This is a genomic window from Gilliamella sp. Imp1-1 (assembly GCF_001690415.1).
In the GTDB taxonomy this organism is placed as follows: domain Bacteria; phylum Pseudomonadota; class Gammaproteobacteria; order Enterobacterales; family Orbaceae; genus Gilliamella; species Gilliamella bombi.
Genome location: NZ_LZHK01000129.1, coordinates 19,882 through 46,640, shown reverse-complemented (window position 1 = coordinate 46,640; position 26,759 = coordinate 19,882). Strand labels below are relative to the sequence as shown.

Annotated in this window: 25 protein-coding genes and 1 pseudogene; 14 read left to right on the top strand and 12 right to left on the bottom strand. The window is 34.1% G+C overall.

Annotated features, from left to right (window positions below; translation table 11 throughout):
* Nucleotides 1-478: 478 nt before the first annotated feature.
* From ubiG to guaB, 3 genes are all read left to right on the top strand, one after another.
* Nucleotides 479-1,189: a bifunctional 2-polyprenyl-6-hydroxyphenol methylase/3-demethylubiquinol 3-O-methyltransferase UbiG gene (ubiG, locus tag A9G38_RS10505; RefSeq protein WP_034909869.1), complete on the top strand. Its 711-nt coding sequence runs from the start codon at nt 479-481 to the stop codon at nt 1,187-1,189.
* Between the two features lie 95 nt (nt 1,190-1,284).
* Nucleotides 1,285-2,625 (top strand): gluconate transporter, encoded by a 1,341-nt coding sequence (gene gntT, locus A9G38_RS10500; RefSeq protein WP_335340401.1) that lies wholly within the window; start codon nt 1,285-1,287, stop codon nt 2,623-2,625.
* Nucleotides 2,626-2,826: 201 nt separating this feature from the next.
* Nucleotides 2,827-4,293: an IMP dehydrogenase gene (gene guaB / locus A9G38_RS10495; protein WP_034909865.1), complete on the top strand. Its 1,467-nt coding sequence runs from the start codon at nt 2,827-2,829 to the stop codon at nt 4,291-4,293.
* 541 nt (nt 4,294-4,834) lie between these two features.
* Here the strand turns inward: guaB and A9G38_RS10490 are convergent.
* On the bottom strand, nt 4,835-5,881 hold the full coding sequence (locus A9G38_RS10490; RefSeq protein WP_034909864.1) for a LacI family DNA-binding transcriptional regulator: 1,047 nt from the start codon (nt 5,879-5,881) through the stop codon (nt 4,835-4,837).
* 178 nt (nt 5,882-6,059) lie between these two features.
* On the opposite strand from A9G38_RS10490, the gene A9G38_RS10485 reads away from it, so the two are divergent.
* Genes A9G38_RS10485 through dnaB form a run of 3 tightly spaced genes read left to right on the top strand, consistent with a single transcriptional unit; the run spans nt 6,060 to nt 9,335 of the window.
* Entirely contained in the window at nt 6,060-7,079 is a 1,020-nt protein-coding gene (locus tag A9G38_RS10485) for an aspartate-semialdehyde dehydrogenase (RefSeq protein ID WP_034909860.1), read from the top strand.
* On the top strand, nt 7,066-7,857 hold the full coding sequence (gene truA, locus A9G38_RS10480) for a tRNA pseudouridine(38-40) synthase TruA (protein WP_034909858.1): 792 nt from the start codon (nt 7,066-7,068) through the stop codon (nt 7,855-7,857). Before A9G38_RS10485 ends, truA begins: the two co-directional genes overlap by 14 nt.
* A 53-nt stretch (nt 7,858-7,910) precedes the next feature.
* Nucleotides 7,911-9,335, top strand: coding sequence for a replicative DNA helicase (gene dnaB, locus A9G38_RS10475; protein ID WP_034909856.1), 1,425 nt, complete (start codon nt 7,911-7,913; stop codon nt 9,333-9,335).
* 117 nt (nt 9,336-9,452) lie between these two features.
* Here dnaB and A9G38_RS10470 read toward each other — a convergent pair whose 3' ends face one another.
* The 4 genes from A9G38_RS10470 to A9G38_RS10455 are packed head-to-tail and all read right to left on the bottom strand — an operon-like array spanning nt 9,453 to nt 12,894.
* Nucleotides 9,453-10,289 (bottom strand): metal ABC transporter permease, encoded by an 837-nt coding sequence (locus A9G38_RS10470; RefSeq protein WP_034909854.1) that lies wholly within the window; start codon nt 10,287-10,289, stop codon nt 9,453-9,455.
* Complete coding sequence (locus A9G38_RS10465) at nt 10,286-11,152, bottom strand: metal ABC transporter permease (protein WP_034909851.1); 867 nt, start codon at nt 11,150-11,152, stop codon at nt 10,286-10,288. Before A9G38_RS10465 ends, A9G38_RS10470 begins: the two co-directional genes overlap by 4 nt.
* Before the next feature lie 6 nt (nt 11,153-11,158).
* A complete protein-coding gene (locus A9G38_RS10460; protein ID WP_051634116.1) occupies nt 11,159-12,049 on the bottom strand; it encodes a manganese/iron ABC transporter ATP-binding protein in 891 nt (296 codons plus the stop codon).
* On the bottom strand, nt 12,049-12,894 hold the full coding sequence (locus A9G38_RS10455) for a metal ABC transporter substrate-binding protein (protein ID WP_051634122.1): 846 nt from the start codon (nt 12,892-12,894) through the stop codon (nt 12,049-12,051). The genes A9G38_RS10460 and A9G38_RS10455 overlap by 1 nt, the downstream gene beginning before the upstream one ends.
* 480 nt (nt 12,895-13,374) lie before the next feature.
* Here A9G38_RS10455 and A9G38_RS10450 point away from each other — a divergent pair, with 480 nt between their 5' ends.
* Nucleotides 13,375-14,301, top strand: a complete 927-nt coding sequence (locus A9G38_RS10450) for an L-lactate dehydrogenase (protein ID WP_034909849.1) — start codon at nt 13,375-13,377, stop codon at nt 14,299-14,301.
* A gap of 139 nt (nt 14,302-14,440) precedes the next feature.
* On the opposite strand, the gene A9G38_RS10445 is transcribed toward A9G38_RS10450, so the two are convergent.
* Nucleotides 14,441-14,725: a hypothetical protein gene (locus A9G38_RS10445; RefSeq protein ID WP_034909847.1), complete on the bottom strand. Its 285-nt coding sequence runs from the start codon at nt 14,723-14,725 to the stop codon at nt 14,441-14,443.
* Between the two features lie 108 nt (nt 14,726-14,833).
* Nucleotides 14,834-15,340, bottom strand: coding sequence for a CbrC family protein (locus A9G38_RS10440; RefSeq protein WP_202961519.1), 507 nt, complete (start codon nt 15,338-15,340; stop codon nt 14,834-14,836).
* A gap of 221 nt (nt 15,341-15,561) precedes the next feature.
* On the opposite strand from A9G38_RS10440, the gene A9G38_RS10435 reads away from it, so the two are divergent.
* The 6 genes and pseudogenes from A9G38_RS10435 to A9G38_RS12355 all read left to right on the top strand — a co-directional run.
* Nucleotides 15,562-15,834, top strand: coding sequence for a hypothetical protein (locus A9G38_RS10435; protein ID WP_141671800.1), 273 nt, complete (start codon nt 15,562-15,564; stop codon nt 15,832-15,834).
* 626 nt (nt 15,835-16,460) lie between these two features.
* Nucleotides 16,461-17,096 carry a hypothetical protein gene (locus tag A9G38_RS10430; RefSeq protein ID WP_141671799.1) on the top strand — a complete coding sequence of 212 codons (636 nt, stop codon included), beginning with the start codon at nt 16,461-16,463 and terminating at the stop codon, nt 17,094-17,096.
* Complete coding sequence (locus A9G38_RS10425; protein ID WP_034909837.1) at nt 17,077-17,949, top strand: hypothetical protein; 873 nt, start codon at nt 17,077-17,079, stop codon at nt 17,947-17,949. The genes A9G38_RS10430 and A9G38_RS10425 overlap by 20 nt, the downstream gene beginning before the upstream one ends.
* A 298-nt stretch (nt 17,950-18,247) precedes the next feature.
* Complete coding sequence (proC, locus tag A9G38_RS10420) at nt 18,248-19,057, top strand: pyrroline-5-carboxylate reductase (RefSeq protein ID WP_034909835.1); 810 nt, start codon at nt 18,248-18,250, stop codon at nt 19,055-19,057.
* A gap of 303 nt (nt 19,058-19,360) precedes the next feature.
* Nucleotides 19,361-19,570 carry a transcription antiterminator/RNA stability regulator CspE gene (cspE, locus tag A9G38_RS10415; protein WP_034909833.1) on the top strand — a complete coding sequence of 70 codons (210 nt, stop codon included), beginning with the start codon at nt 19,361-19,363 and terminating at the stop codon, nt 19,568-19,570.
* A gap of 240 nt (nt 19,571-19,810) precedes the next feature.
* Nucleotides 19,811-19,996 (top strand): annotated as a pseudogene (locus tag A9G38_RS12355) (DUF5339 family protein); the annotation flags it as partial.
* A 6-nt stretch (nt 19,997-20,002) separates the two neighbouring features.
* On the opposite strand, the gene A9G38_RS10410 reads toward A9G38_RS12355, so the two are convergent.
* The 3 genes from A9G38_RS10410 to A9G38_RS10400 form a co-directional block, all read right to left on the bottom strand.
* Entirely contained in the window at nt 20,003-20,485 is a 483-nt protein-coding gene (locus tag A9G38_RS10410) for a thermonuclease family protein (protein ID WP_034909946.1), read from the bottom strand.
* 137 nt (nt 20,486-20,622) lie between these two features.
* Entirely contained in the window at nt 20,623-21,144 is a 522-nt protein-coding gene (fabA, locus tag A9G38_RS10405; protein ID WP_034909831.1) for a bifunctional 3-hydroxydecanoyl-ACP dehydratase/trans-2-decenoyl-ACP isomerase, read from the bottom strand.
* A gap of 117 nt (nt 21,145-21,261) precedes the next feature.
* Complete coding sequence (locus A9G38_RS10400; RefSeq protein ID WP_202961518.1) at nt 21,262-23,034, bottom strand: AAA family ATPase; 1,773 nt, start codon at nt 23,032-23,034, stop codon at nt 21,262-21,264.
* A gap of 189 nt (nt 23,035-23,223) precedes the next feature.
* Between A9G38_RS10400 and A9G38_RS10395 the strand changes: the two genes are divergently transcribed.
* Nucleotides 23,224-24,996 carry a DUF3413 domain-containing protein gene (locus A9G38_RS10395; protein WP_051634115.1) on the top strand — a complete coding sequence of 591 codons (1,773 nt, stop codon included), beginning with the start codon at nt 23,224-23,226 and terminating at the stop codon, nt 24,994-24,996.
* Nucleotides 24,997-25,033: 37 nt separating this feature from the next.
* On the opposite strand, the gene lipA is transcribed toward A9G38_RS10395, so the two are convergent.
* Together lipA and lipB are read right to left on the bottom strand one after the other, a co-directional pair.
* Nucleotides 25,034-25,993 (bottom strand): lipoyl synthase, encoded by a 960-nt coding sequence (gene lipA / locus A9G38_RS10390; RefSeq protein WP_034909830.1) that lies wholly within the window; start codon nt 25,991-25,993, stop codon nt 25,034-25,036.
* A 10-nt stretch (nt 25,994-26,003) separates the two neighbouring features.
* The gene (gene lipB / locus A9G38_RS10385) at nt 26,004-26,624 is read right to left on the bottom strand and encodes a lipoyl(octanoyl) transferase LipB (protein WP_034909828.1); all 621 of its coding nucleotides are present in this window, start codon (nt 26,622-26,624) and stop codon (nt 26,004-26,006) included.
* Nucleotides 26,625-26,759 lie beyond the last annotated feature (135 nt).

The window sequence follows — 26,759 nt, the reverse complement described above, 5'->3', positions numbered from 1 at the left end:
AGTGTGTCATTTTATAAATGAAATTTTAATCATGCCATGAAATACTTCTATAAACAAGATATTATGCAAGTTATTGGTTATATCCGTATAAATTTTTAGCGAGTAGCGATAGGAATGTATCATATTTATTTTTTTAAACGATTATACTAATCAATATGTCATATTAAACATTTTTAAAATACTCAAAAAGGAGAAATCTGCAATAAAAAATAACAACATCGCCAATTAAAGGCAAAGTCAATTATATTTGTTAAAAATTATGATATGTTTTGAACTAAATAAATATATTTAAGACCGATTCCTTCTCTTTGTCTCATTAATTGACGTAATAATCTTTTTGTAGGACAAATTATATAGTAAACAGCAGTGTTTAATATGTTATTTTTTGATAAACAAGATTAATCAGGCTGATTTATTGATAATCGCAACAACATAGCATATAGTTAATTTTAGATTTTACTGATATCAAAGAGCCACTATGTCACAAAACATCGACCAAAACGAAATCAACAAATTTTCACAACTTGCTGCCGATTGGTGGAACCCAAATGGTAAATGCAAACCGTTACACATCATCAATCCATTACGTGTGGATTATATAAAACAAAAATGTGGATCACTAACCAACAAATTTGTGCTTGATGTTGGCTGTGGGGGGGGGATATTATCTGAAAGCCTAGCTAAATTAGAGGCAAATGTTACCGCCATTGATCTTGCTGATGAATCGCTTACCGTTGCCAAAATTCATGCCGAACAAAATGGCCTTACGATCGATTATCAAAAGCAAACGGTTGAAAAACATGCACAACAACATCCTGCCAAGTATGATGTCATTACTTGTATGGAGTTATTAGAACATGTACCAGATCCTTTTTCTGTCATACAAGCCTGTGCAAAATTGCTTAAACCAGGAGGTAAACTATTTTTATCGACTATTAACCGTAATCATAAAGCAAAATTGTTATTGATTTATGGAGCAGAATATATTGCTCGCTTAGTGCCCAAAGGTACGCACGACTTTAATCGCTTCATTCGCCCATCAGAGTTAATGGCGCTTGTTGAGCAAGCAAAATTAGATGTAGAAGCTATTATTGGTATGGAATATCTTTTATTTAAAAATCAATTCAAATTAAGTCCAAATGTGGATATAAATTATATATTAATGGCACAAAAATCAGATTCATTTTAAAAATGTGATCAAATTCTCATTTTAGATATTTCTTCCCTGTATTTTTTTTTAATTTCTCTATAATTTAGAATGTTACCGATAACAAGGGATATTTTATTTTAGAGGATCTATTTATGCCGTTAATAATAATTGCTATTGGTGTAGCACTGCTACTTATTTTAATGTTACCACTTCGAGTCAATGGTTTTATTGCTCTAATTCTAGTTGCGCTAAGTGTTGGTGTAATGGAAGGCATGCCAGTTATGGATGTGGTGAAATCCATAAAAAATGGAGTCGGTGGTACGCTTGGTAGTTTAGCCTTAATTATGGGCTTTGGAGCAATGTTGGGAAAATTATTGGCCGATTGTGGTGGAGCTCAACGTATCGCAACAACGCTAATTGAAACATTTGGTGACAAGAAAATCCAATGGGCGGTTACACTTACTGGTTTTATTGTTGGTTTTGCACTTTTCTATGAAGTTGGGTTTGTTCTTTTATTACCATTAGTATTAACTATTGCTGCAACGTTACGTATATCGCCACTATATATTGGTATTCCTATGGCTGCGGCTTTATCTGTGACCCATGGCTTTTTACCTCCTCATCCTGGTCCTACAGCTATTGCTGAAATTTTTAAAGCAGATATGGGACGTACCTTACTCTATGGTACTATCATCGGTATCCCAACGGTAATTTTAGCTGGACCTGTATTAGCAAGATTACCATTTATTCGCGTAATTAATCATCCAATTGAAGAAGGTTTATATAATTCTAAAAAATTTACTGATGAGCAAATGCCAAGCTTTGCGGTCAGTGTTTTTACTGCTTTAATTCCGGTTATTTTAATGTCAATTCGTGCAGTTTGCGATATGACTTTAGATAAAGGACATGCAGTATTACCTTATGTAGAGTTTCTAGGTGATCCAGTCATTGCAACTTTGATTTCTGTATTAGTTGCGGTATTTACATTTGGCTTGTTACGTGGACGCTCTATGGTTGAGGTTAATACAACTTTAGTTGATTCAATCAAAATTATTGCCATGATGTTATTAATTATTGGCGGTGGTGGAGCATTTAAACAAGTGCTTGTTGATAGTGGTGTAAAAGTTTACATTGAACAAATGATGCATTCATCAAATATTTCACCTATTGTAATGGCTTGGTTAATTGCGGCATTGCTTCGATTAGCGCTTGGTTCTGCAACTGTTGCAGCATTGACAGCTGGAGGCATTGTGTTCCCTCTCATTGCATCAACCGGAGTAAGTCCTGAATTAATGGTTATTGCAACAGGTGCCGGAAGTGTTGTATTTTCGCATGTAAATGATCCTGGATTTTGGTTATTTAAAGAATATTTCAATTTAAGCATTACTGAGACCATGAAATCTTGGTCACTGTTAGAAACCATAATTTCCGTTTGTGGATTAGTAGGATGCTTAGCTATTAATATGGTTATTTAGCAAAACATTAAAAGCCTAATTTTTGCCTCACTAGTTTTTATTTAATTAGTGAGGTATTTTCAACATATCTTCACTTATATTTAGTTCTTTTGGGTCTTTATTTAAAAATAGCGTTAAATTCTACTAGCCTTTTAAGTAAAAGATAAGTAGAATACCTCGGCAATATTTTATCAACAATTTAACTCAATGGTGAATATTGTCATGTCCCGTATTGTCAAAGAAGCTCTCACGTTTGACGACGTGCTATTAGTTCCCGCTCATTCAACTGTATTACCTAACACGGCTGATATTAGCACTCAACTAACCCAAACCATCAAGCTCAATATTCCAATGATTTCTGCCGCAATGGATACTGTAACTGAATCTGATTTAGCTATTGCACTTGCTCAAGAAGGTGGTATTGGGTTTATTCATAAAAATATGTCAATTGAAAATCAAGCCAATCATGTAAGACGTGTTAAGAAACATGAAAGCGGCATAGTACAAGATCCTGTATCAGTTCTACCAACTGCAACTATAAAGCAAGTTATCGAACTAGCTAAAGAGTATGGTTTTGCAGGGTTTCCAGTTGTGACTGAAACTCAAGAACTAGTTGGCATTATCACCGCACGTGATGTACGATTTGCAACGGATCTTTCTTTACCTGTTACTGCTGTGATGACGCCGAAAGAACGCTTAGTGACTGTAAATGAAGGTGAACAACGTGAAATCGTGCTGCAAAAAATGCACGAATACCGGGTTGAAAAAGTCCTTGTTGTTGATGGTCGATTCCACCTAAAAGGTATGATTACCGTCAAAGATTATAACAAAGCTGAACAAAAACCTAATGCTTGTAAAGACAAGCAAGGTCGTTTGCGTGTTGGAGCCGCTGTTGGCGCAGCCGCTGGTAATGAAGAGCGGATTGCAGCATTAGTAGAAGCAGGTGTAGATGTATTATTGATTGATTCATCGCACGGCCATTCAGAAGGCGTACTTGAGCGTATTCGCCAAGCAAGAAAGTCCTATCCAGATTTACAAATTATTGGCGGTAACATCGCCACAGCAGAAGGAGCTAAAGCCTTAATTGATGCAGGTGTTAACGCCGTTAAAGTAGGAATTGGCCCCGGCTCAATTTGTACAACACGCATTGTAACTGGTGTTGGCGTACCTCAAATTAGCGCCATAATGGATGCTGTCGAAATTGCACAAAAACACAACATTCCTGTTATTGCTGATGGTGGAATTCGATATTCAGGTGATATTGCTAAAGCTATTGCAGCAGGTGCATCTTGTGTAATGGTTGGCTCAATGTTTGCAGGTACTGAAGAAGCGCCAGGTGAAATTGAACTATTCCAAGGCAGAGCATATAAATCATATCGTGGAATGGGTTCGCTTGGTGCAATGACAAAAGGATCTTCTGACCGTTATTTCCAAACTGACAATGCTGCTGATAAACTTGTGCCAGAGGGTATAGAAGGTCGTATTGCCTACAAAGGTTTACTAAAAGAAATAGTTCATCAACAAATGGGGGGATTAAGATCTTGTATGGGATTGACCGGTTGCGCAACAATTGATGATTTAAGAACTAAACCTAAATTCTATCGCATTACTGGTGCTGGAATGAAAGAAAGCCATGTGCACGATGTACTTATCACCAAAGAACCACCAAATTACAGAGCTGGATCGTAAAAAAAAGAGGGATGCTTCCCTCTTTTTATGTACTGATTTAACGCCGTTTACCAATAAAGCGAACATTTAAACAAACATAATAATTGCTATCTAATATCTTAAATGGTGTAAATAAAGGTTATTTGGAAAAATTATCTTGTTTTTAGAGTTAATTCTAAATTTTGTGTATTTGCTAATTAAAGGTGAAAGGCAATTTAATCACCGAATTTTATATTAAAAATGCTCGAATATTGAAATTTCATATTAATTTATTCACATTGGGTAAAGTCCTGTAAATGATAATGGATGAAATTTAATAAGTGGCTATTCAACTTAAAAGCTTACTATCTGGGAAAAAGATTACGGCTACACTTTGCCTTATTTATAACCCTCCTTATTTCAATTTGCCAAGCGCTAAGGCGATATCAGATCTCAATAAAACTAAACGGTCTGGACTTCTGAATTATTTTTACTCTCTGCAATATCAGAATGTACGATGATTATTTGCAATGAAAGCGAGCAAAAACAAAATAGGGAATATCTTTTAAAGATAGTACACGTATTAGTAAAACATCGATTCAATATTGATAATTTTATTGTGTTTAATAGACTTTGTTGTGTCTTTAATAATATCACATAGTAAAGTTGCAGACTGTTGTCCCATTTTAAATAGTGGTTTATTAATTCTACATAAATTATCTAATTCATTATATTTGAGTTCTTTAGAAGAGCTAAAATAAGAGATAGTGAGAGGTTGAGTCAGTTTTGATTTACTTTCATTGGCTTGATGTAACGCCCCTAAAACCATGTTATCAGGAGATTGATTGTGTAGGTCTTTATAATAAATTTCATCTAAATAGGTTAAGCTAAAATTATCGGCACAAATGACGGCTGATGGCGATTTACTGCCGTTTATTAATTTTTCTATTGCTGATCTGGCATGTTGATAAGTAAAACAACCTTGAATAATATATCGAGGCTCAATAACAATATTGGCACGTAGCAATGCTTGTTTATAACCTTGTAGCAGAAGTGCTGAATTTATCAATTGGTCATTATTAAGCAAAATAGCAACTTTGGTATGAGAATTTTCAGTTAAATATTTCGTCATTTGATATCCGATCAATAAATGATCAAAGTGAACGCAAATAAAATCAAGCGAAAAGTGATTAACTAACACAATGGGTGGTAATGTATCTTTATAAGAAACCAGTGTTTTTAAATATGGAGCATCATTGATAATGATAATACCGTCAAATGCATTTTGGGCTACATAACGAATAATATGATGGATATCGTTTCTATTATTATAAGGAAACTGCAAATAAAACAGTTGATACTGCTCTTTTTTCAAAGCTTGTTCTAAACCAAGATTGATTAAACTTTTTGAAAAAAGTTGATTATCAATAATTAATATCTTTCTACTGTTATGTATTGATTGAAAGGGTTTTAAATTTTTTGATGTATCTATATTTAATTCCTCAATAGCTTGATAAACGCGTAGTTGAGCTTGAGGGGAAGTTAAATGTGGTTTTTTTAATACTCTTGAAACCGAAGCAACTGAAACATTAGCTTTTGTAGCAATATCCGATAGAGTGATTTTTGTCATATTAACGAATAAATTTTGATTAAAGTGGCTTATTACTTTACGGATATTAAGCTAATTTGTAAGGGATCAGATTTTGTTTTGTCGATCTGTGTTCCAAAATTGAAAAATATCTTTTTCCGCTATCTTTGACAATATAGTGATATAATTACCGTTAATTTTTTTATTTGGGTTTATAAATATGTCTGCATGGAATATTGCTATTGTGGGGGCGACAGGACAAGTGGGTTCTGCGCTAGTTGAATTATTACAACAACGTAGTTTACAAGACAATAGTCTAAAAATTGAAAATCTCTATTTGGTCGGTAGTGACAATAGTGCTGGTGAAGTTGTTCGTTTTGCTGGTAAAAATTTAACTGTTACCGATAGTGTACAAATGGATTGGAGCCAGTGCCATTTTGCCTTTTTTGTTGCTGGTTATGAAACAAGTGAAAAATATGCACAAATTGCGGCAGAATCAGGTTGCGTAGTGATTGATGCAAGTGGCTATTTTGTTCAGCAGGATCATATTCCATTAGTAGTACCTAAAGTTAATAACAGTGTATTAACTGAATACCGTAATGAAAACATTATAGCTGTAGCTAGTGCCACAGTGTGCCAATTATTGCGTTGTGTTGCGTCGTTAACTGATATTGAGTTATTAACCAATTTACATGTCACCAGTTTTATTCCGGCCTCATTGTATGGTAAGCCAGGAGTGGATGAGCTGGCTGGGCAGAGCGCTCGCTTATTAAATGGCATGCCAGTTGATAATCAGTTATTTGACAAGCAATTAGCATTTAACTTATTACCCGTATCGCACGAACATGATGATTCAATATTAGGTGAAAAGTCACAAGTTAATCAAATTCGTAAAATATTAAATAATTATGAACTTCCTGTCTCTATTGAGTCAGTAATTGTGCCTGTGTTTTATGGGGTGTCACAAGCTATTAATGTATCAAGTAGCTTACCGATTGAGTTAGATATGGCACGTTTTAGCGAGTTTGGGGTTGAAGTGCAAAGCGATAATCTGCCAACTCCAGTGACCGAAGTTAGTATAGAGTCTGAAGGTCAGCTAACTATTAAATTGGCTAATTTGAGACACAGTTACGGCCATTATGAACAAATTCAATTTTGGTCAGTTGCTGATAATATTCGTTATTTAGGTGCATTAATGTTAATTGAGACACTTGAGATCCTCATTAATGACTATATATAAAATTGCCCTTGGTATTGAATATGATGGTAGTAATTACTTTGGCTGGCAACGACAGCAGCATGTTGATTCTATTCAAGAAAGACTAGAATCCGCACTATCGACAATTGCTAATTCACCAATAAACGTCTTTTGTGCTGGTCGCACAGATGCTGGTGTACACGCAACTGGTCAAGTTATTCATTTTGAAACCCAAGCCATGCGATCAGCTAGTGCTTGGACAATGGGAGTGAATTCTCATTTACCTGATAATATTGCGGTGCGTTGGTCACAAGTAGTTGATGATAGTTTTCATGCGCGGTTTAGTGCGACTGCTCGGCGTTATCGTTATGTGATTTATAATCATCGTTATCGGACAGCAATTTTAGCTAAAGGAGTATCGCATTATTATTTACCTTTGGATGAAACCTTAATGCATCAAGCTGCACAGTATTTATTAGGTGAGAATGATTTTTCATCCTTTAGAGCAGCGCAGTGCCAATCAAGAACACCTTGGCGTAATATTCATCATATCGAAGTTTGGCGACAAGGTGAATTTATTATTGTTGATATTAAAGCTAACGCGTTTGTTCACCATATGGTACGTAACATTGTGGGCAGTTTACTTGAAGTTGGTGCGGGTAATCAACCTCCAGAATGGATTAGCGAACTTTTACAGGCTAAAGATAGGACGAAAGCTGCTGCAACAGCAAAACCTGAAGGATTATATTTAGTTCAGGTGGATTATCCATCAGAATATCAAATACCAACCCAAGCATTAGGCCCATTATTTTTAAAATAAGTTGGATAATAAGCAAACAATAAAAAGTTAATTAAATTAAAAAGATAAATGTAATGAAGACTGATCGAACAAGCACAAATAAAGATTCTAGAAATCAAGAAGCGAAAAAATCAAACTTGCATAATATCAAGCTTCCACCACACTCAATTGAAGCTGAACAAGCAGTACTTGGTAGCTTGATGCTTGATAATCAACGTTGGGATGCTGTATCTGAAATGATCACTGATCGCGATTTTTATTCGCGTCATCATCAACTAATTTTTTCTGAAATGCATACATTGGTCAGTAAAGGTACACCAATTGATTTAATTACCCTTTCTGAAAGCCTTGAAAGTAAAGATGTTTTAGCTGATGTTGGTGGTTTTGCTTATTTGGCTGAACTTTCAAAAAACACACCAAGTGCGATTAATGTTGTTGCTTATAGTGATATTATTCGCCAACAAGCGATTTTACGTGAATTAATTAGTGCATCAAATGATATTGCTGATAATTGTTATGCAACAGAAGGGCGAGATAGTACCGAAATTTTAGATTTGGCGGAAAGCAAAATATTTCAAATCGCTGAAAGCCGAACTAAACAAGGTGAAGGTCCAAAAAGTATTACCGAAGTGCTAGAAGCAACGGTAGCTAAAATCGAAGAGTTGTTTCAACGTCCACATGATGGTGTGACAGGGGTTTCAACAGGTTATATCGATTTAGATAAAAAAACGGCTGGTTTGCAACGTTCCGATTTAATTATCATTGCGGCAAGGCCATCAATGGGTAAAACCACTTTTGCTATGAATTTGTGTGAAAATGCTGCGCTAGAACAAGAAAAACCAGTATTAATATTCAGCTTAGAAATGCCTTCAGAACAAATCATGATGCGTATGCTAGCTTCGCTTTCACGTGTTGATCAAACGAAAATTCGAACAGGACAACTGCAAGACGATGATTGGGCAAGAATCTCAAGCACAATGGGACTATTGCTCGAAAAGAAAAACATCTATATCGATGACTCATCAGGTTTAACGCCAATGGAATTACGCTCAAGAGCAAGACGTATTTATCGGGAACATAAAGGCTTAAGTATGATAATGGTTGATTACTTACAGCTTATGCGTGTACCGAATATTTCTGAAAATCGGACTTTAGAAATTGCCGAAATATCGCGTTCATTAAAAGCCTTGGCTAAAGAATTACAAGTTCCTGTTGTTGCACTATCTCAGCTTAATCGTAGTTTGGAGCAACGAGCCGATAAAAGACCAGTTAACTCTGATTTACGTGAATCAGGCTCTATCGAACAAGATGCTGATGTGATTATGTTTATCTATCGTGATGAGGTTTATAACGAAGCCTCAGAACATAAAGGTATTGCTGAAATTATTCTAGGAAAACAGCGAAACGGACCAATTGGGAAAGTTCGATTAAAATTCCAAGGTCAGTTTTCACGTTTTGATAATTATGCTGATAATAGTAAATATTTGGATGATGAATAACAATTAAATTAATAATAACAGCGTAAAATGGCTTAAAAATATCATTACGCTGTTTTTTTATAGCTGTAAAAAAGTATTTCTAAAAACGGCTTCTTTGCAATAGTTACAAGAATAATTTTAGTGGCGTAATTTTTTGCTAGTAATAAACTGATAAACCTGAGCAAATAAAAATATGGTTGCCTGCAAAATAACAATACAAGCACTGGTTGATGCATCTGCATAATAACTTATCAAAGTGCCCACCACCGTTGAAAATGCGGAAACTAACACAGCAATTACTAACATCCATTCAAAACGTTTAGTTAACGAAAAAGCAGTTATACCTGGAGCTATCAGCATAGCAATAACTAAAATCATACCCGCTATTTTTAACGAACTTACAATGGTTAAAGCTAACACACTTAATAAACCATAATGTAATAGTTTAACTGGTAGTCCAACAACTTTGGCTTGTACAGGATCAAAGCAGTAAAGCATAAGATCGCGGCGTTTTATAATAACTAAGATTGATACAATTGTAGCAATAAATATGATCTTTTTAAGCTCGTCATAGCTAGTGCCAAGTACACTACCAAATAGGATATGATTTAAATGCTGTGAAGTATCTACTTTTGAAAATAATACTAAACCAAAAGCAAACATACCCGAAAATACAATCCCCATTACGGTATCTTCTTTCAATCGGCTGTTTTCTTTGATATAACCTGTTGCAACTGAGCAAAATAGGCCTGAAGCAAAAGCACCAATTATAATGGGAATACCTGCTAAATAGGCAAGCACAATTCCAGGTAAAACCGCATGCGAAATTGCATCCCCCATTAATGACCAGCCTTTTAAAACTAAAAAGCAAGAAAGCAAAGCACAAACTATACCAGTTGCTAGTGCAGCTAAAATTGCTCGCTGAATAAGAGGAAGGGTCAGAGGATAGTAGATAAATTCCCAAAACTCTGTCATACCTTTCTCCCTTTATTTAAACGGCTTTTACGGATCTGAAGATGATTGGCAATAAGTCCTTGCTTTGGTGCAAATAAAAATGCGGCAATAAAAATCAGCGTTTGTAGCGTTACAATAACGCCACCAGTTTCGCCATTTAAAAAGTAGCTAATCCAAGCACCAACAGCACTAGTTACAGTGCCAATAAGAACCGAGATAATCAATAACCGAGAAAATCGATTAGTCAGTAAGTAAGCGGTTGCCCCAGGGGTAACAACCATAGCTATTACTAAAATAGCCCCAACTGTTTGTAATGCTGCAACGGTACATGCGCTTAAAATAGTAAAAAATAGGATTTTTAGTTTTAATGGTTTTAATCCAATCGATCTGGCATGAGTTTCATCAAAAAAGACAACTAACAAATCCTTCCAAAAAAAGAAAAGTAGTATAAATGATACCAAAATAATGATTTGCACTTGCCACATATCGCTATCATCAATTCCAAGAATATTACCAAATATAATAGTTTGTGCGTTAACAGATGTTGGATTGAGCGAAATAATTAACAAACCGACAGCAAAAAAGGTTGAAAAAATAAAACCGATAGTGGCGTCTTCTTTTAAGCGTGTAAAGGCACGAGCCAACGTAATTGCAAGTGCCGCCAGTAACCCAGTAAAAAATGCTCCAATTGAATAAGGTAGTCCAAGCGCATACGCACCAGCAACGCCAGGTACAACAGAGTGCGATAGCGCATCGCCCATTAGTGACCAACCTTTTAACATTAAAAAAGCCGATAAAAAAGCACAAGCAGCGCCAACAATACTACTTACCCAAATCGCTTTAAGCATAAAATCGTAGGTAAATGGTTCAAGTAAAAGTTCCATTTATTGTTACCCCTTGGGTTTATTATCGTAATGGTCAATCAATAAATCTCGATGGGGGGAATCATGCTTACCTTCGCCATAAAAAATAGCAGCACGCTCATCGTCAGTTAATATGGATACTTTACGAGGATCTTCGTCATCATGCAGTTTCTCGCCTGATAAACTAAGGTAACGTAGTGCACCACCAAAGGTGGTCATTAAATTTTGCGGTGTAAAAGTTGTTTTAGTTGGACCAAAGGCCAGTACAGTTTGATTAATTAATACCACTTGATCACAAAATTCAGGAACACTACCTAAGTTATGGGTTGAAACTAAAATTAAATGGCCTTCTTCTCGCAGATCTTTCAATAAATCAATAATGGCATTTTCGGTTTTAACATCAACTCCAGTAAAGGGCTCATCTAGCAACAACACTTTACCTTGTTGAGCTAATGCTCGAGCTAAAAATACTCGTTTTTTTTGCCCACCAGAAAGTTCGCCAATTTGACGATGCTTAAAATCAAGCATGTTCACACGTTCAAGAGCAATATCAACTTGTTTTTTATCTTCTTTGCTTGGAATACGTAAAAAAGACATATGCCCGTATCGCCCCATCATTACTACATCCGACACCAGAACTGGAAAATCCCAATCGACTTCTTCGGTTTGTGGCACATAGGCAATGATATTTTGCTTTAAAGCTTGCTTTACTGAGAAATCATTAAAAGTTACACGCCCACGGGTTGGATGAACCATTCCCATAATGCTTTTAAATAACGTTGACTTGCCACTACCATTAATACCAACTAAAGCACAAATAGTACCACCGTTTAAGCTAAAGCTAGCATCATAAATTGCAGTATGGCCATTATTATAAGTCACCGTGATATCATCAACTTTCAAGCAAATTTGAGTCATTATTTTTCAAATCCTTTAGCAATAGTTTCAACGGTCACTTTTAACAAATCAATATAAGTTGGAACAGGACCATTTTTAGTTGAAAGCGAATCGACATACAAAACGCCACCATATTTAATATCGGTTTCTTTGCTCACTTGTTTAGCGGGTTTATCTGAAATAGTACTCTCACTAAAAATGACAGGAATATCATTTGCTCTCACTAAATCAATTAATTGCCTAACTTGCTGAGGTGTGCCTTGTTGTTCAGCGTTTATTGGCCATAGGTAAGCTTCTTTCAAATTATAGTCACGAGCTAGATAACTAAAAGCTCCTTCGCTGGTCACAAGCCAACGTTTTGACTCAGGGATTTTGGCCAATCGTTCACGTAATGGTGCATCAAGTGCTTTAATTTTAGCAATATAATCAGCAGCATTTCTATTATAAATAGCCGTATTTTTAGGATCATATTTAACAAATGCCGCGCGAATATTTTCAATATAAATTAAGGCTAGTGTTGGTGACATCCAAGCATGTGGATTAGGGTTACCTTTATAGCTTCCTTCTCGGATTGGCATTGGCTCAATACCTTCAGTCACAACAACGGATGGGACATCTTTTACATCTTCAAAAAAGCGTTTAAACCAAAGCTCTAAATTAAGACCATTCCATAACACTAAATCTGCTGAAAGCACTTTGGTAATATCTTGCGGGGTAGGGTCGTATTCATGAATTTCTGCGCCGACCTTGGTAATTGACTCTACTATAGCTGCATCACCAGCTACATTTTGCGCAATATCTTGAATAACCGTAAAGGTAGTAACGACTTTAAATTTCCTTTCTGACGCTTGTGCAGATGCGTGCATACCTGTCAAAATAATTAACGAAGTTAAAATAACCTTTAATAATATTTTACGATTTTTCCAAAAATTGAACTTCATTAGCGACTCCTAGCGTTTGACTCATAAACAAATAGCAAAATTCAGTGATTGTTCCTAACAAATCTAACAAATATCTTTCAATTTAATTACTTGTAGTAGTGAAACTGCATTGCCAATTATTTATAGCAATAAATTTAAATGTTAATAAGAATTATTATCACTTAAAAAATAAAAGTCAATTTTTAAAAGTTCGCGGTTTCAATTAACTTATAACTTCTATTAATTTACGACATAGTTATATCGTTAATTTATTGTATATAAAACTAAATTAAATAGTAGCTAATTCCGTCTATTTAAATAATAGTTAAAGTAGAAAAGATAATTTATTAAATCATACTAATCTAGCTTTATACTATGAAAAACATTTGTTGTTTTACCTTATTTTTTAATAAAGCGAGGCTTAATATGAAACTGCGAAAAGTGATGATTATCGGCGTGGGTAATGTGGGATCAACAACGGCTTATACACTGGTTAATCGAGGAATTTGCGAAGAAATTGCACTTGTTGATCTTAATAAAGAATTAGCCTATGGGTATGCACAAGATTTACTAGATGCGGCGGCCTATCGGCAAAATATGGTTAAAGTCAGTTTACGCGAATCGACCGATTGCGCCGATATTGATATTGCGATTATCACTGTAACTTCAGGCATAGCTCAAAAAAGCCGTGCAGAAGAGCTTGCAGGAACCTCTAAAATTATTGCCAACATAGTACCTGATATGATGAACAATGGTTTTAAAGGCATATTTTTAATTGCCACCAATCCTTGCGATGCCATTACATATCAAGTCTGGAAACTATCTGGCTTACCTCGTCACCGAGTGATTGGTACAGGAGTATGGCTTGATACGGTACGTTTGCGTCGATTATTGGGCGAAAAAATGGATATTGGTCCACAAAGCATTGATGCCTTTATTGTCGGTGAACATGGTGATTCACAGTTTCCTGTTTGGTCGCATTCATCTGTTTATGGAATTAATCTTAATGATTTAGAAAAAAACAAAATCGATTTTGAACAAATTGGCACCAAAGCTCGAAAAATGGGTTTTGAAATTGCTAACCGTAAGCACTGCACTGAATATGGAATAGCTAGCACCATAACCGAAATTTGCCAACATATATTTACTAATAGCCACCGAGCATTAGCGCTTAGTTGTATTTTAGACGGAGAGTATGGCTATAAAAATGTTGCAATTGGTGTTCCTGCAATATTAGATCAACATGGTATTAAAAAAGTGATCAAGCTCGACTTTAACGAAAATGAAAAACAACTCTTTGAAAAAAGTATCAATATTGTAAAAGGGTATATTGATCATATCAAATTACCGTAGCACAAGTTATTTTAGCTTGCTCGAATAACCCACTAACCCAGCGTTATCCATTTGTGGCGTCATTGCATACACAATACGCCACGAACAAGGTTTTTATAACGATCATGGAAGAAAAAGAAATAGTTTTGAAATGTAACTGCTAATCTTCTAAGATGATTTTAAGTTGGTTTTCAAGTTGATTATAGTTAGCATCACTTAAAAAATGGTAATGAGTATCTCTGATATGGCTGGCGATTTTTTTATATGTATTAAGATGTTCAGATACGGGATAGCAAGCAATATAATCATTAAAAGCGGCAACATCAGCAACGTTAGCAAACTGCTTTTTATATTGAGATGATGCAGTTTGAGTATTGGCGAACGTATAATTAGTATTAAACCAACTAAACAACAATATAGTTAATAACAATGGTATTTTTTTCATGGTTGCATTTTTCCTAGTTATTTCCTTTTATCAGTGAGATATTGCACACTATTATTTCTTATTTTAATTTAGCATATTAAATCTATACTCTGTATAGAGTTATTAAAATCAATCACAATCAACATGCAACCTTTTTTTAGCACATTGCACACACTCAAACAAATAGCCAACGAACGTCCCGTCTTTCGATAAAGACGATTTTATCAATTCTTCGGGATAGTCTTGGATATCATCTAAGATTTCATCAAAATAGGGTTCAATTTCTTTGGCTCCAACATAACCAATAAAAGCACAAGGTTCGTTACAATGCGATAACCACACTTCCTGTTGCCATGATGAATAACTCGGGGTTTTTAATACTATTTCGTCTAACATTTCGGATGGCACATCTTCTACGCCATAATTATCGTTGAATTGACCTTGATATTTTTCTGCAGCCGAACCATCGGCAATACACCATGGGCAGATATAATCAGGATCTTCAACACAATAAGGTACCAAATTATATTTTATTGTTCGTTTTTGATTACAAACGGAACAAATTCCCTTTTCATTAACAAAAATATCGAGTTGATATGCATTTGGGTGATATTTAAACATAGGTAAGCATATCACAGACTCCTTTATTATAATAAAATTAAGATTATATAACCTAAGTGAGTTCAATACAAAATAATTAAATGCCAGATTACTATCATCAGCAAGTTGATAGTTAAATAGTAATTCTTGAAAGTTAAGTCTAAAAAATATACTAAGTTAAAATACAAAAAATAGCTGTAACAAAAATCACACTATTAACTAACACTTCAAGTGCGACAAACCCGATTAAGTTACCAGTGGGTGAGCAAAGTTTTGCAGATATAGGCATGATGGTTTCTACATTAAGATCAAGTAACTTAGTGAGTATAAGTTACTTAGTCACACGTTATAACTATTGGGGAGATGATGATGGAGACGGACAAAGTGGAGTAACGACATTTGAGAATTTGATGTTGAGTATTATAGATAAAAATAACCAAGCAATAGGCTGTAGTGATGTATTAACGATATGTAATGCACCTTATAAAGTGGAATTAAGTAGTCATAATAACCAAATTGCTAGCCTATAAGTGTTTGATTTTATTTAGAAACGCAAATAAAAACTTAAATAAAATCAATAGTCTACCTGAACGTTTTTAGAGCAAAACACACTTATAGCACCACAATATTAATATGCTTGCCTTATCACAGCATCAAAATATACCGATAACGAAATAAAGCTAGCACGCCAAACTGGGCTGTTGGGCGTGTTTGTGTTTTAGATGTTATCAGCAATATTAATTATTCCGCAAAAATCAAAAAGTCCTAAAGCTAACACCCTATTTTAATTATAAAATTCACCTATCTCTAAAGCTGAACCGTTTTCATCTTTACATTTCTTTACAAAAAAGTCCGCAAAAAAACTAGTCAATCATCCCTTAAACGGCTATACTTTCATCGCTTTAGAAAGGTGAGCTTATTAAATAAGCGAATAAACATAAAAATTCAAATAAAACAAAATATTACTTGACAGGTAAAACGAAATGCAGTACCATTTTAGGCACAAGGCACAAGGCACAAGCACTGGCAAACTTATGTCTTAAATTTATCAAATAATCCTATTCGACAAGTTTTTACTCGAAACTTATTTATATCTTCGAAATCATTTCTCGAATTATTTTCGAAATTATCCACAAAACTATTTTCAAAAATCCCATTGGCATTAGCGCCGTTGTTGTTATTGCCGTACTCTTTAGAATCGCAGGCACTATCGGCTACTACTTCTAATTACATTCACGGTACTGCGCCTTATTTAACCTTTGATGGCGGCGCGACTCATGCTGATTCAGTTAGTCCCTTATTATCAGTAACATTGCCTGGAAACAAAATTGTTACTGTATCAAATGATAGCTCAAGCCTGGAAAACCCATTAGTGTTAGATAAACTTTCAGCCACTTTTGCAGATATCAAGACATTAGTACCTCATAGGGATTATCCAGAAGTATTGACCGATAAAGTTATTGATGACAATGGTTATTGGAAGGATGATGATGGCGATACACTTCATCGTGTCAATTCAAGTAAATTAAAAATTAAATGGCAAAATTTATATGGTCAAGATATTACTAATTATGTGAAGGATAACTCAGATAAAGCATTAAATGGCTGTGATGCTCCTTATCAATTGACATTAGAAGCGGAAGATGTGAGCATTAAGACAGAATATGGTATTCCTTCTGAAAGTGATAAATTTACTGGAAATAGGCATACCTATTATCTTTATCCCAAAATGGATAAACCACAATTCTGTTATGCTATGCCTAACTTAGAATATGATTGGCATATCAAATGATATACCTTACGATGGTGCAGTTTCTTCTCTTAACGATCCGAATGGCGAGTGGAATAAATATAGAGGATTTTATGCTTATAATCCAGCGAACCCTGGAGCAAACTTTCCAACCACAGGCTCTCATAATTTATTTTTTTACTTGAGTGTTGCAGGAATGAAAGCGCAAGATATAGTAAATAAAAGTGGTCGAACAATTTCGACGGGAGGGGTAACATTAACGTTAAATGCTGAAAATACGCTACCTACAGGGCTTGTAAAAATTAACTTAACGGGTCCTAAGGAGAGTAATCCTAGTTCTTTTATTCCTTCAACATTTTATTTACACGATAAAAATAATGACCCATTGTATAGTTTTAGGTTAGAGCGTTGGTATGTAGCTAAAAAAGGCGGTGCAGGCGGTTATCAAAATGCAGTAGCATTTTGTAATAACTTTAATGGTGGTGGGTATCGTATGCCCAAAGTGCTTGACTTTACCAATGCAAATAGAAATGATGGTATGCCAAATTGGCAAAATGGTATAACAGACGGAAGCTATTTACGAAAAATTAGTTATAAAGCGAATGGTTATTGGATGGGGGGATTACTTAGCGAATGGGGACGTATGACACAGCTTTACTATAAAGAAAGTGATTGGGAGTTTTTTAGGGTAGGAGATCCCGATTGGAATAACACTAATTTGGCGCATTATTGGACTTCAGACCAACGAGTGAACAATGGCATTGTAGAAAATTATGTTGTAGAAGCTAATGCTGGTATAGTTGGCAGTAGGTTTCATTCGGATCAATACTATAGGCTTGTGTTACACCTTAGTTTGCAGCTACTATCTAAAACACGTCTAATCATGGTTATTTAGGCAAGAAAAAGCTAAATTTTTTGCCAAGATAACCAATAAAATTCACATTGATGTAGACTAAGAATTAATGTGGTTGCTAATTAGTTTTTAAGCAATATGCCAGTAAATGCTATTTTTCTTATTTAAAAAGTAAAATGTCTAACAAATATTGAGCACACACTTTAATAGAAATTAACCTTAGATTTAAAATATTTATAAAAATAGTTAACAATAAACTATATTGTTAAAAAGTGGGTTTTGTATCAAAAAATATTCTATAATTGTGAAAAAGCATTGATATTAAAAAGGTGGTAAATAAATGGAACAAAAAATTGGTTTTATTGGTTTAGGTAACATGGGCAATGCCATATTGCAAGGTATTTTGGGTAGTAATATTGTGCCGGGAACCCAAATTTATGTTTATGATCATCATCAAGAAAAAGGTCAAGTTCTTAATCAAACTTATTCAGTAAATAATCTTGATTCAGCAAGAGATGTTGCTCGTGAAGCCGATATAGTTTTTGTTGCGGTTAAGCCTAATGTGATTGTTGATGTACTTGTTGATATTCAAAAAGAATTAAAGAAAAATACCATCGTTATTTCAATTGCGGCAGGTGTTACCATTAAAACAATTGCCAAATGCGTGGGTTATGAGCAAAAAATTATACGAGTTATGCCTAACACACCAGCCCTTGTTAATGCCGCTATGTGTTCAATTACCCCTAATACCGAAATTACCGATGAAGAATTGTCTATTGTTCAACAATTGTTAAATTGTATTGGTGAAACGGAAGTTGTTCCTGAAGATTTAATTGACGCAGTTATTGGCGCAAGTGGATCTTCCCCTGCTTTTGTGTTTATGTTTATTGAAGCACTAGCAGATGGCGCGGTTAAAGGCGGATTATCAAGAAAACAAGCTTACAAGTTTGCTGCTCAAGCAGTTTTAGGATCGGCAAAACTATTATTAGAAACAGGTAAACATCCAGGGGAGTTAAAAGATATGGTCTGCTCACCTGCAGGTACAACCATTGAAGGTGTGCAACTACTTGAAGCCAAAGGATTTAGGTCAGCAGTTATTGATGCAGTGGAAGCAACGATAAAAAAATCTCAAATGATGGCAAAAGATTAATATTATAAAATTCATAACGTTATATCTTTAAATTAGCGTTATGAATTATTTTTACTGATATAATAAGTAATCTTTTAAAAAGATTGCTTGCATTAGTAAACTAATTATGAGTAAATAGACCCAAGCATACGACATGCGGATTTATTTTGTAACATTTCGATATATGTAGTTTGTAGTTTACTATACCTTAGAGATTAGTTTTCTTTAGTATATTCTTCTTAGTGTTAATAAGTAATCTAGGTTTTATGTTTTTGAATATAGTCCTTTAGGGGCTAAAGTTAATTTATTTATAGGAAGATTATTATGTCTAAGAAAACTGGTCAAGTAAAATGGTTTAACGAAAGTAAAGGTTTTGGTTTTATTTCCCCCGCTGATGGTAGCAAAGATGTATTTGTACATTTCTCTGCAATTTCTGGCGATGGATTCAAAACATTAGGTGAAGGTCAACAAGTAGAATTTTCAATTCAAGACAGTCCTCGTGGTCCTGCAGCAGCGGATGTTACCATCATCTAAGATTTATATTTTATTTTTTAGTTTTGCTACCCTATCGGTAAATTGTTACTGATAGGGTATTTTCTGATAGACTTCCCGCCTTAAATTCTTTGCCATATTCTGGCTATTTCTACTATTAATTATCATTTTTCATGATATTAGCAATAAACTAATAATATAAGAAAATGAAAAGATTACTATTTATTGTGTTATTAGGCTTTTCTTCAATTACTATGGCGGATTTAACATGAATCATGTAAAACCTATTTTGATAAACTTGACAGTTTTATGAAAGTAATTCCTAAACAACAATCTGATATGATTAAACAAAACGTAGAACTGGCTAAACAACAGATTTCGTCACTGTCTGCAGATAATCAAGCTCCAGCTTGTAGACAAGGTATGGATTTTCTTCAACAAGCTGAAGCAAATTTATTTAAAAAATAATATAATTTATCGCATATTATGACGAAAATCCCAAGGAGCTATTGGATGTTTATCTTTCCAAAGTCCTTTTTTATTTTGTTTTGCTCTGGTCTCTAATTTTACCATCATTTTGTTATTAGCTACCCCTTTATAACGATATGCCCAAGCATAACCTTTTTCGACCATTTTGGCATTGATATTAACTTTATTTAAAAAAATAGTACCTAAGGTTCTTTTATAGATATCTTTTTTGTTTTCTTTAACAAAAACATTTTTACCAGCAATAAGTGAAGCTAAATATTTCCGTGATACATTACCATAGGCTTGTTTACTTTCAGGCGCATCGATATCAAGCAAACGAACACGGATTTTTTGTTTTTTGATAGTTAAGATATCAACTGTATCACCATCAATTACTTTGACAACTTTACCACTGAAATCAGCATAAACTAGCGTGTTTGATAAAAAAAATAAAATAATACAAATTAATAAATGTTTTAAACGATTCATTATAAATAAAAAAGTATAAAAATTTGTAGCATTATACATGATTATTCATGCTATAACTAAATATGGATTTAATAAAAAAAGAGATGATGTCAACCTTACTTGTATTTAATAAGGCTGACAGAATGAGTAGCTTTAAATTAAAAAGCGTTGGTATCTTGGAATAGACCTACTTTTAAATCAGAGGCTTGGTAAATAAGCTTACCATCAACAAAAACTTCGCCATCACCGATACCCATAATTAATTTGCGATTAATAACACGTTTGAAATGGATTTTATAGGTTACTTTTTTATTGGTTGGTAGTACTTGGCCAGTAAATTTTACCTCACCAACACCTAAAGCGCGGCCTTTCCCTTTACCACCAATCCAACCTAAATAAAATCCAACTAATTGCCACATAGCATCAAGTCCTAGGCAACCAGGCATAACTGGATCGTTTTTAAAATGACATTTAAAAAACCATAAATCGGGATTAATATCAAGTTCGGCTTCAACAAAACCTTTTCCAAAGTTACCTCCGTTTTCATTCATTTCGATAATACGATCCATCATTAACATTAAATCAGATGGTAATGGTGGTCCATCATGACCAAATAACTCATTATTGCCTGATTTAATCAGATCTGCTTTATCGTACGAAGATTTACGTTCAAATGTCATAAAAAAACCTTTTATTTAATGTAAATTAAAACATGTTTTGAAAAATTAAAAGTTACCTAACTTTCTTTTTCTATTCCGTAATTAATAAAATTTTGTACCAAAGTTTATTTGGTATTGTTACTTTTTGCAATATTTTTGCCATCTACTTAACCAACTATCTTGTTTTTTGTCCTGCAACAATACTGCTTGCATACGTGCATGAATCAATTGGTAAAGATTAATGCTATCTTTATCTTTATAAGGAATACCTGTTAGTAGGTAAAGCGCATCAGCAACATGTTCAACAGACCATATTGAAAACTTTCCTTGATCGATTGCTTCAATAACATCATCATTTAAACTTAAATGGCGTTGATTAGTGGCTGGAATAATTACGCCTTGTTGTCCAGTTAAACCTTGTTGTTTACAAACAGCAAAAAATCCTTCAATTTTTTCGTTCACTCCACCAATTGATTGGACATGACCAAATTGATCTACTGAACCAGTAACAGCCAATTGTTGATCAATAGGTTGTTGTGATAAAGCGCTAATGATTGCACAAAGCCCTGCAAGTGAAGCGCTGTCACCATCAATTTCACTGTAAGATTGTTCAAACACTAAAGAAGTTGAAAAAGGTAATTGATGATTGATAGCAAATTCAGACATAATAAATGCCTGCATTATCATCATTCCTTTTGAGTGAATATTACCAGCTAATTCTGTTTTGCGTTCTATATCAATTATCTCTCCATCACCAAAATGAATAAGACAACTTATACGAGTGGGTTCACCAATCGCTTTTGGATACCCAGGGTATTCAATTACTGATAAGCCGTTTATTTGTCCAACAACTTGCTCTTTAGTATTAATCATTATTTGATTACTAAATATCTCCTCATGTAGCCTTTCTTGCAAATAATTTTCATGCCATGATTTTTGCTTTATAGCAGATGTGATGGCTGATTCATCGATTACATTATTTTGCATAAAGTGTGTAGCATTAACTAATAGCGAATTAATCCAATCTACTGAAAGAGGGAGGTAATGTTGATCACCAGTATAGCGAGTAGCCTCTTTGTAAATTTTTGCTAAAGCTAAGGTGTCAATATTAGGTAATTGTTGTTTATTAGCGATAAATTTTAAGTAATTAATCCAGCGTTCTATTTGCTCGGGTGATTTGACTGGTAATTCATTTTCAAATTCAGTATAGATAGAAGTTGAATAAAATTCAGGTTCAAAATCTTGTAATTCTGCTAAACTTAATCTATCCCCAACTAAAATAATTCGTAAATCAAGTGGCATAGGAGGAATAGACAAAGGTAAAGGATGAGATTCGTCAGCTGAAACCCATTCAAACTCTTGCTTTATTACCATTTGTTTTAGTTTAGACCATAACAATGGTTGGCTAAGTAGTGAGCGAAGGCCTAAAATTAAAATGCCGCCATTAGCACGATGAACAAGTCCAGCTTGTAATTTTATAGGGCTATTTTCAGGTTGTCTAACACAACCAAATAGTTTTTCACTATCAACAGAAGATGCAAATAAACAATTGTCTTGAGCTGCAAAATTATCTTGTTTGCTCTTTGCATTGGCCAGCGTAATTTTACTTTCGCTAAAAAAATAACTATAGCCTAATGAAGGTGAAGATAAATCAGATTTAATGGCTTGTCTTAGTAAATCAAAAAAAAGCTCGCTTTCAGGTGCTTTAAGCAACATAAAGCGGGGGCTATAACATACTCTTTTGGGTGGGCATAACAGTGCTAAGGCAGAGGCCACACGTGGTTGCCACATGAGTAAATGTTCTGATTTTTCTGATTCTAATGATATTGAATTATTAGTTTTGTTTCTAAGTTCAGAAATATAGGATAAATCAGGCTGGATCTGTTTTGCGTTGAGTTGTTTAATTGCCAAAGTTTTTATCTTTTTGTTAACTTATTTCATTTTGAAATTATAACAAGTATCCGATGTATCGCCAACAGATTACCAAAATCTTTATGGTAGCAAATAAAAAATTTACAGAAAGATTTTTTAAAATCAGGTAAACTAAAACATAATTTATTGTTTATTTATCTTAATAATCACCATTAGCAACGACTTAATATGCTCAAAATCAAAAATACTTACTTCAAAGACTATCGTGCCTCACAAATTGTTAGTTGGGGGCATTGGTTTACGTTGTTTAATATTTTTGTTGTAATTTTACTAGGTAGTCAATATTTATTTATTGCAGATTGGCCTCGTACTTTTATGGGGCGATTTTATGCAATTATTAGTGCAATCGGACATTTCAGCTATTTGACCTTTATTGCTTATTTGATTCTGCTTTTTCCGTTAAGTTTTTTCATTCATTCATCTAGATGGCAAAGGATAATTGCAACGGTTTTTGCAACAGTAGGTCTTTCATTACTAATTATTGATATTGAAGTTTTTTCGCATTTTAGAATGCACCTTAATTTGTCTATTTGGCAATTATTTTCATCGCAAAAAGTCACTTATTTAAGTACGGTATTTATTGCTATTCCGTTTATTTTGTTGATTGAAATTTTATTTTCGGTATGGAGCTGGAAAAAGTTACGTAGCTTAAGTAAACGTAAACGCTATGCAAAGCCTGTAGTAATTCTTTTTATTCTTTGTTTTGTTTCCTCACATTTGATTCATATCTGGGCTGATGCTAATTTTTATCGACCAATTACTATGCAGCGTTCAAGCCTACCACTTTCTTATCCTTTAACTGCTCGCCATTTTCTTGAACGTTATGGCTTTATTAAAGAAAATGGTTATCGTGATCGTGTTGCCCAAGAAGGGAATCCTTTTGCGATGGCAATTGAATATCCGTTAGGAAATATTGTTTATAATCAAAAGACAATAAAAAATAATGTGTTAATGATTGTTATTGAAGGGTGGAATACTAATTTATTAACTAAACATATGCCGTGGTTAAATGAGTTTTCTCAAGATAATATTTTCTTTGCTAATCATTATGGAGCAAGTAATCAGTCCTATTTAAATGACTTTTCATTGTTTTATGGGTTAGATCCTAACTACTATAATAGTATCCTTGTTGGACATAAACCGTCTGTATTGCTTGATGTCGTTACAAAACAGCACTACAACTTAGGTCTATTTTCGGAAAATGGTTTTGCTGAACCTTTATATCGTTCAGCTTTGTTATCTAATTTTTCAATACCACAACCTAAAAAACAATCTAATAAACAAATAACAGAAAACTGGAGGGCTTGGCATGAAGAACAAAATAGCCTTGCTAATCATGCACCTCTGTTTTCTATAATCCAATATTCATTGGGAAGTAAAAATAAAAAAATCACGATATCTGATCTTCAATCAGAAGCTAAAAGGCTAGATCAATACATTGAATCATTAATTGCCTATTTAAAATTATCTAATGCCTATGATGATACGATTATTGTTATTACTGGTTCGAATGATATTAAAATTGACGAAGTGAAAAAAGTAGCGTTACGCAATGCAGGAAGCGACTTTAACAGAGAATCATTAAAAGTACCATTGATTATATCATGGCCAAATAAAGGCCGTGCCCAAATAACAGAAGCAACTTCGCAAACTGATATTATGCTTACATTAATGCAAGACGCATTTTATGTTACTACGCCACCTCAGCTGTACAGTCAAGGTAAAAATCTATTTACTCAAAAGTCTAGACAATGGCTAGTTGCTGGTGATGAAAATACTATAGCAGCACTTTATGATGATAAAACGGTTGTTTTAGATGCTTTTGGTCGTTCTAAAATTTATGATATTAATGGTAAATTGCAAAAAGCAGAAAAAATTAGTTTACCCATCTTTTTGCAAATCGTTACTGAAAATCGCCGTTTTATGGTTGTGGATAATTGATTTAGCTTTTGAGTAGAATTATAAAAAGGGGTGAAGATTACTTCACCTCTTTGCCCATTGCTTGTAAATCAGCATGATAAGATGAACGTACAAATGGCCCACAAGCTGCATGAGTGAATCCCATAGCTAATGCCGTTTGCTTTAATTCTTCAAATTCTTGTGGCGAAACATAACGTTCAACGGGTAAATGATATTTACTTGGTTGTAAATATTGACCAAGCGTCAACATAGTAACACCATGACTACGTAAATCTTTTAACACTTGAATTAATTCTTGATTTGTTTCGCCAAGTCCTACCATTAACCCAGATTTTGTAGGAATTTCAGGATGTCGTTCTTTAAATGCTGCCAGTAATTTAAGTGATCCTTCATAGTTAGCGCCAGGTCGGATCCTTTTATATAAGCGAGGTATATTTTCTAAATTATGATTAAATACATCAGGTGGATTATCACTTAAGACATCAATTGCTTCATCAATACAACCACGAAAATCAGGTGTTAATGTTTCAACCTTTATATTTGGGTTTAATGCTCTGATTTCTCGAGTACAATTAGCAAAATGGCTAGCTCCACCATCTTTTAAATCATCCCTATCAACCGAGGTAATAACAACATAGCGTAATTTCATTTCTTGAATGGTTTGCGCTAGCTTAATGGGTTCTTTACTATCTGGTGGTAATGGTCTACCATGAGCTACATCACAAAATGGGCAACGGCGGGTACAAATATCGCCCAAAATCATAAAAGTAGCCGTGCCATGATTAAAACATTCAGCTAAATTAGGGCAAGAAGCTTCTTCACAGACTGAATGTAATCCATGTTTGCGCATTGTGTTTTTAATATGTGCTATATTATCAGAGTGAGCAGATAATTTAATTCGCATCCATTCAGGTTTTTTTAGTGGTGCTACATCTTCTAATGTTACAGTTGGAATTAAGCGTGTCTTGTCAGCATCACGATATTTCGAACTTCTGATTCTTGTTTCATTATTTTGCATAATTGGTATCTTATCTTTGAGGTAACTGCTTAATAAAATTATTAGTTAATAGTTGTTTTATCTCTTTACGGTCAATTTGAGAGACATATTCTTTTAGTTGCGTCATTTGTAATCCGGCATAGCCACAAGGGTTAATGTTATTAAAAGGGGTAAGATCCATATCAACATTGAATGCAAGTCCATGTAAAGTGCAGCCACGACTGATATGCAAACCAAGTGAGCAGATTTTTTTTTCGTTAATATATACTCCCGGTGCATCAGGCTTTGCATGAGCAATAATACCATAATGGAACAATGTTTGAATGACACTATTTTCTAAATAACTAACTACGTCTCGGATACCTAACTTAAGTCTTTTTAAATCAAATAAAATATACATGATTTGTTGACCTGGAGCATGGTAAGTAATTTGACCACCGCGATCGGTCTGAATAACAGGGATATTTGTCTGATTTAATAAATGTTCAGCTTTACCAACTTTACCTTGGGTAAATACAGGCTCATGTTCGACTAACCAGATTTCATCAAGAGAATGCTCATCACGTTGTTTCGTAAAGTCATGCATAGCTTGATAGGTATACACATATGGTTTAATTTTTAAGTCTTTGATTATGACATTATTAATGATCATAGTTTTTTCTGTTATCTTCAAGTAGTATTATCGAAATTTTTACGAGTATATAACAGATTTTATAATAACTTGACAACTTGTAGTTATTATTGGAATAGCTATTAGGAATAACATTTATATGTATCATTAGGTGAA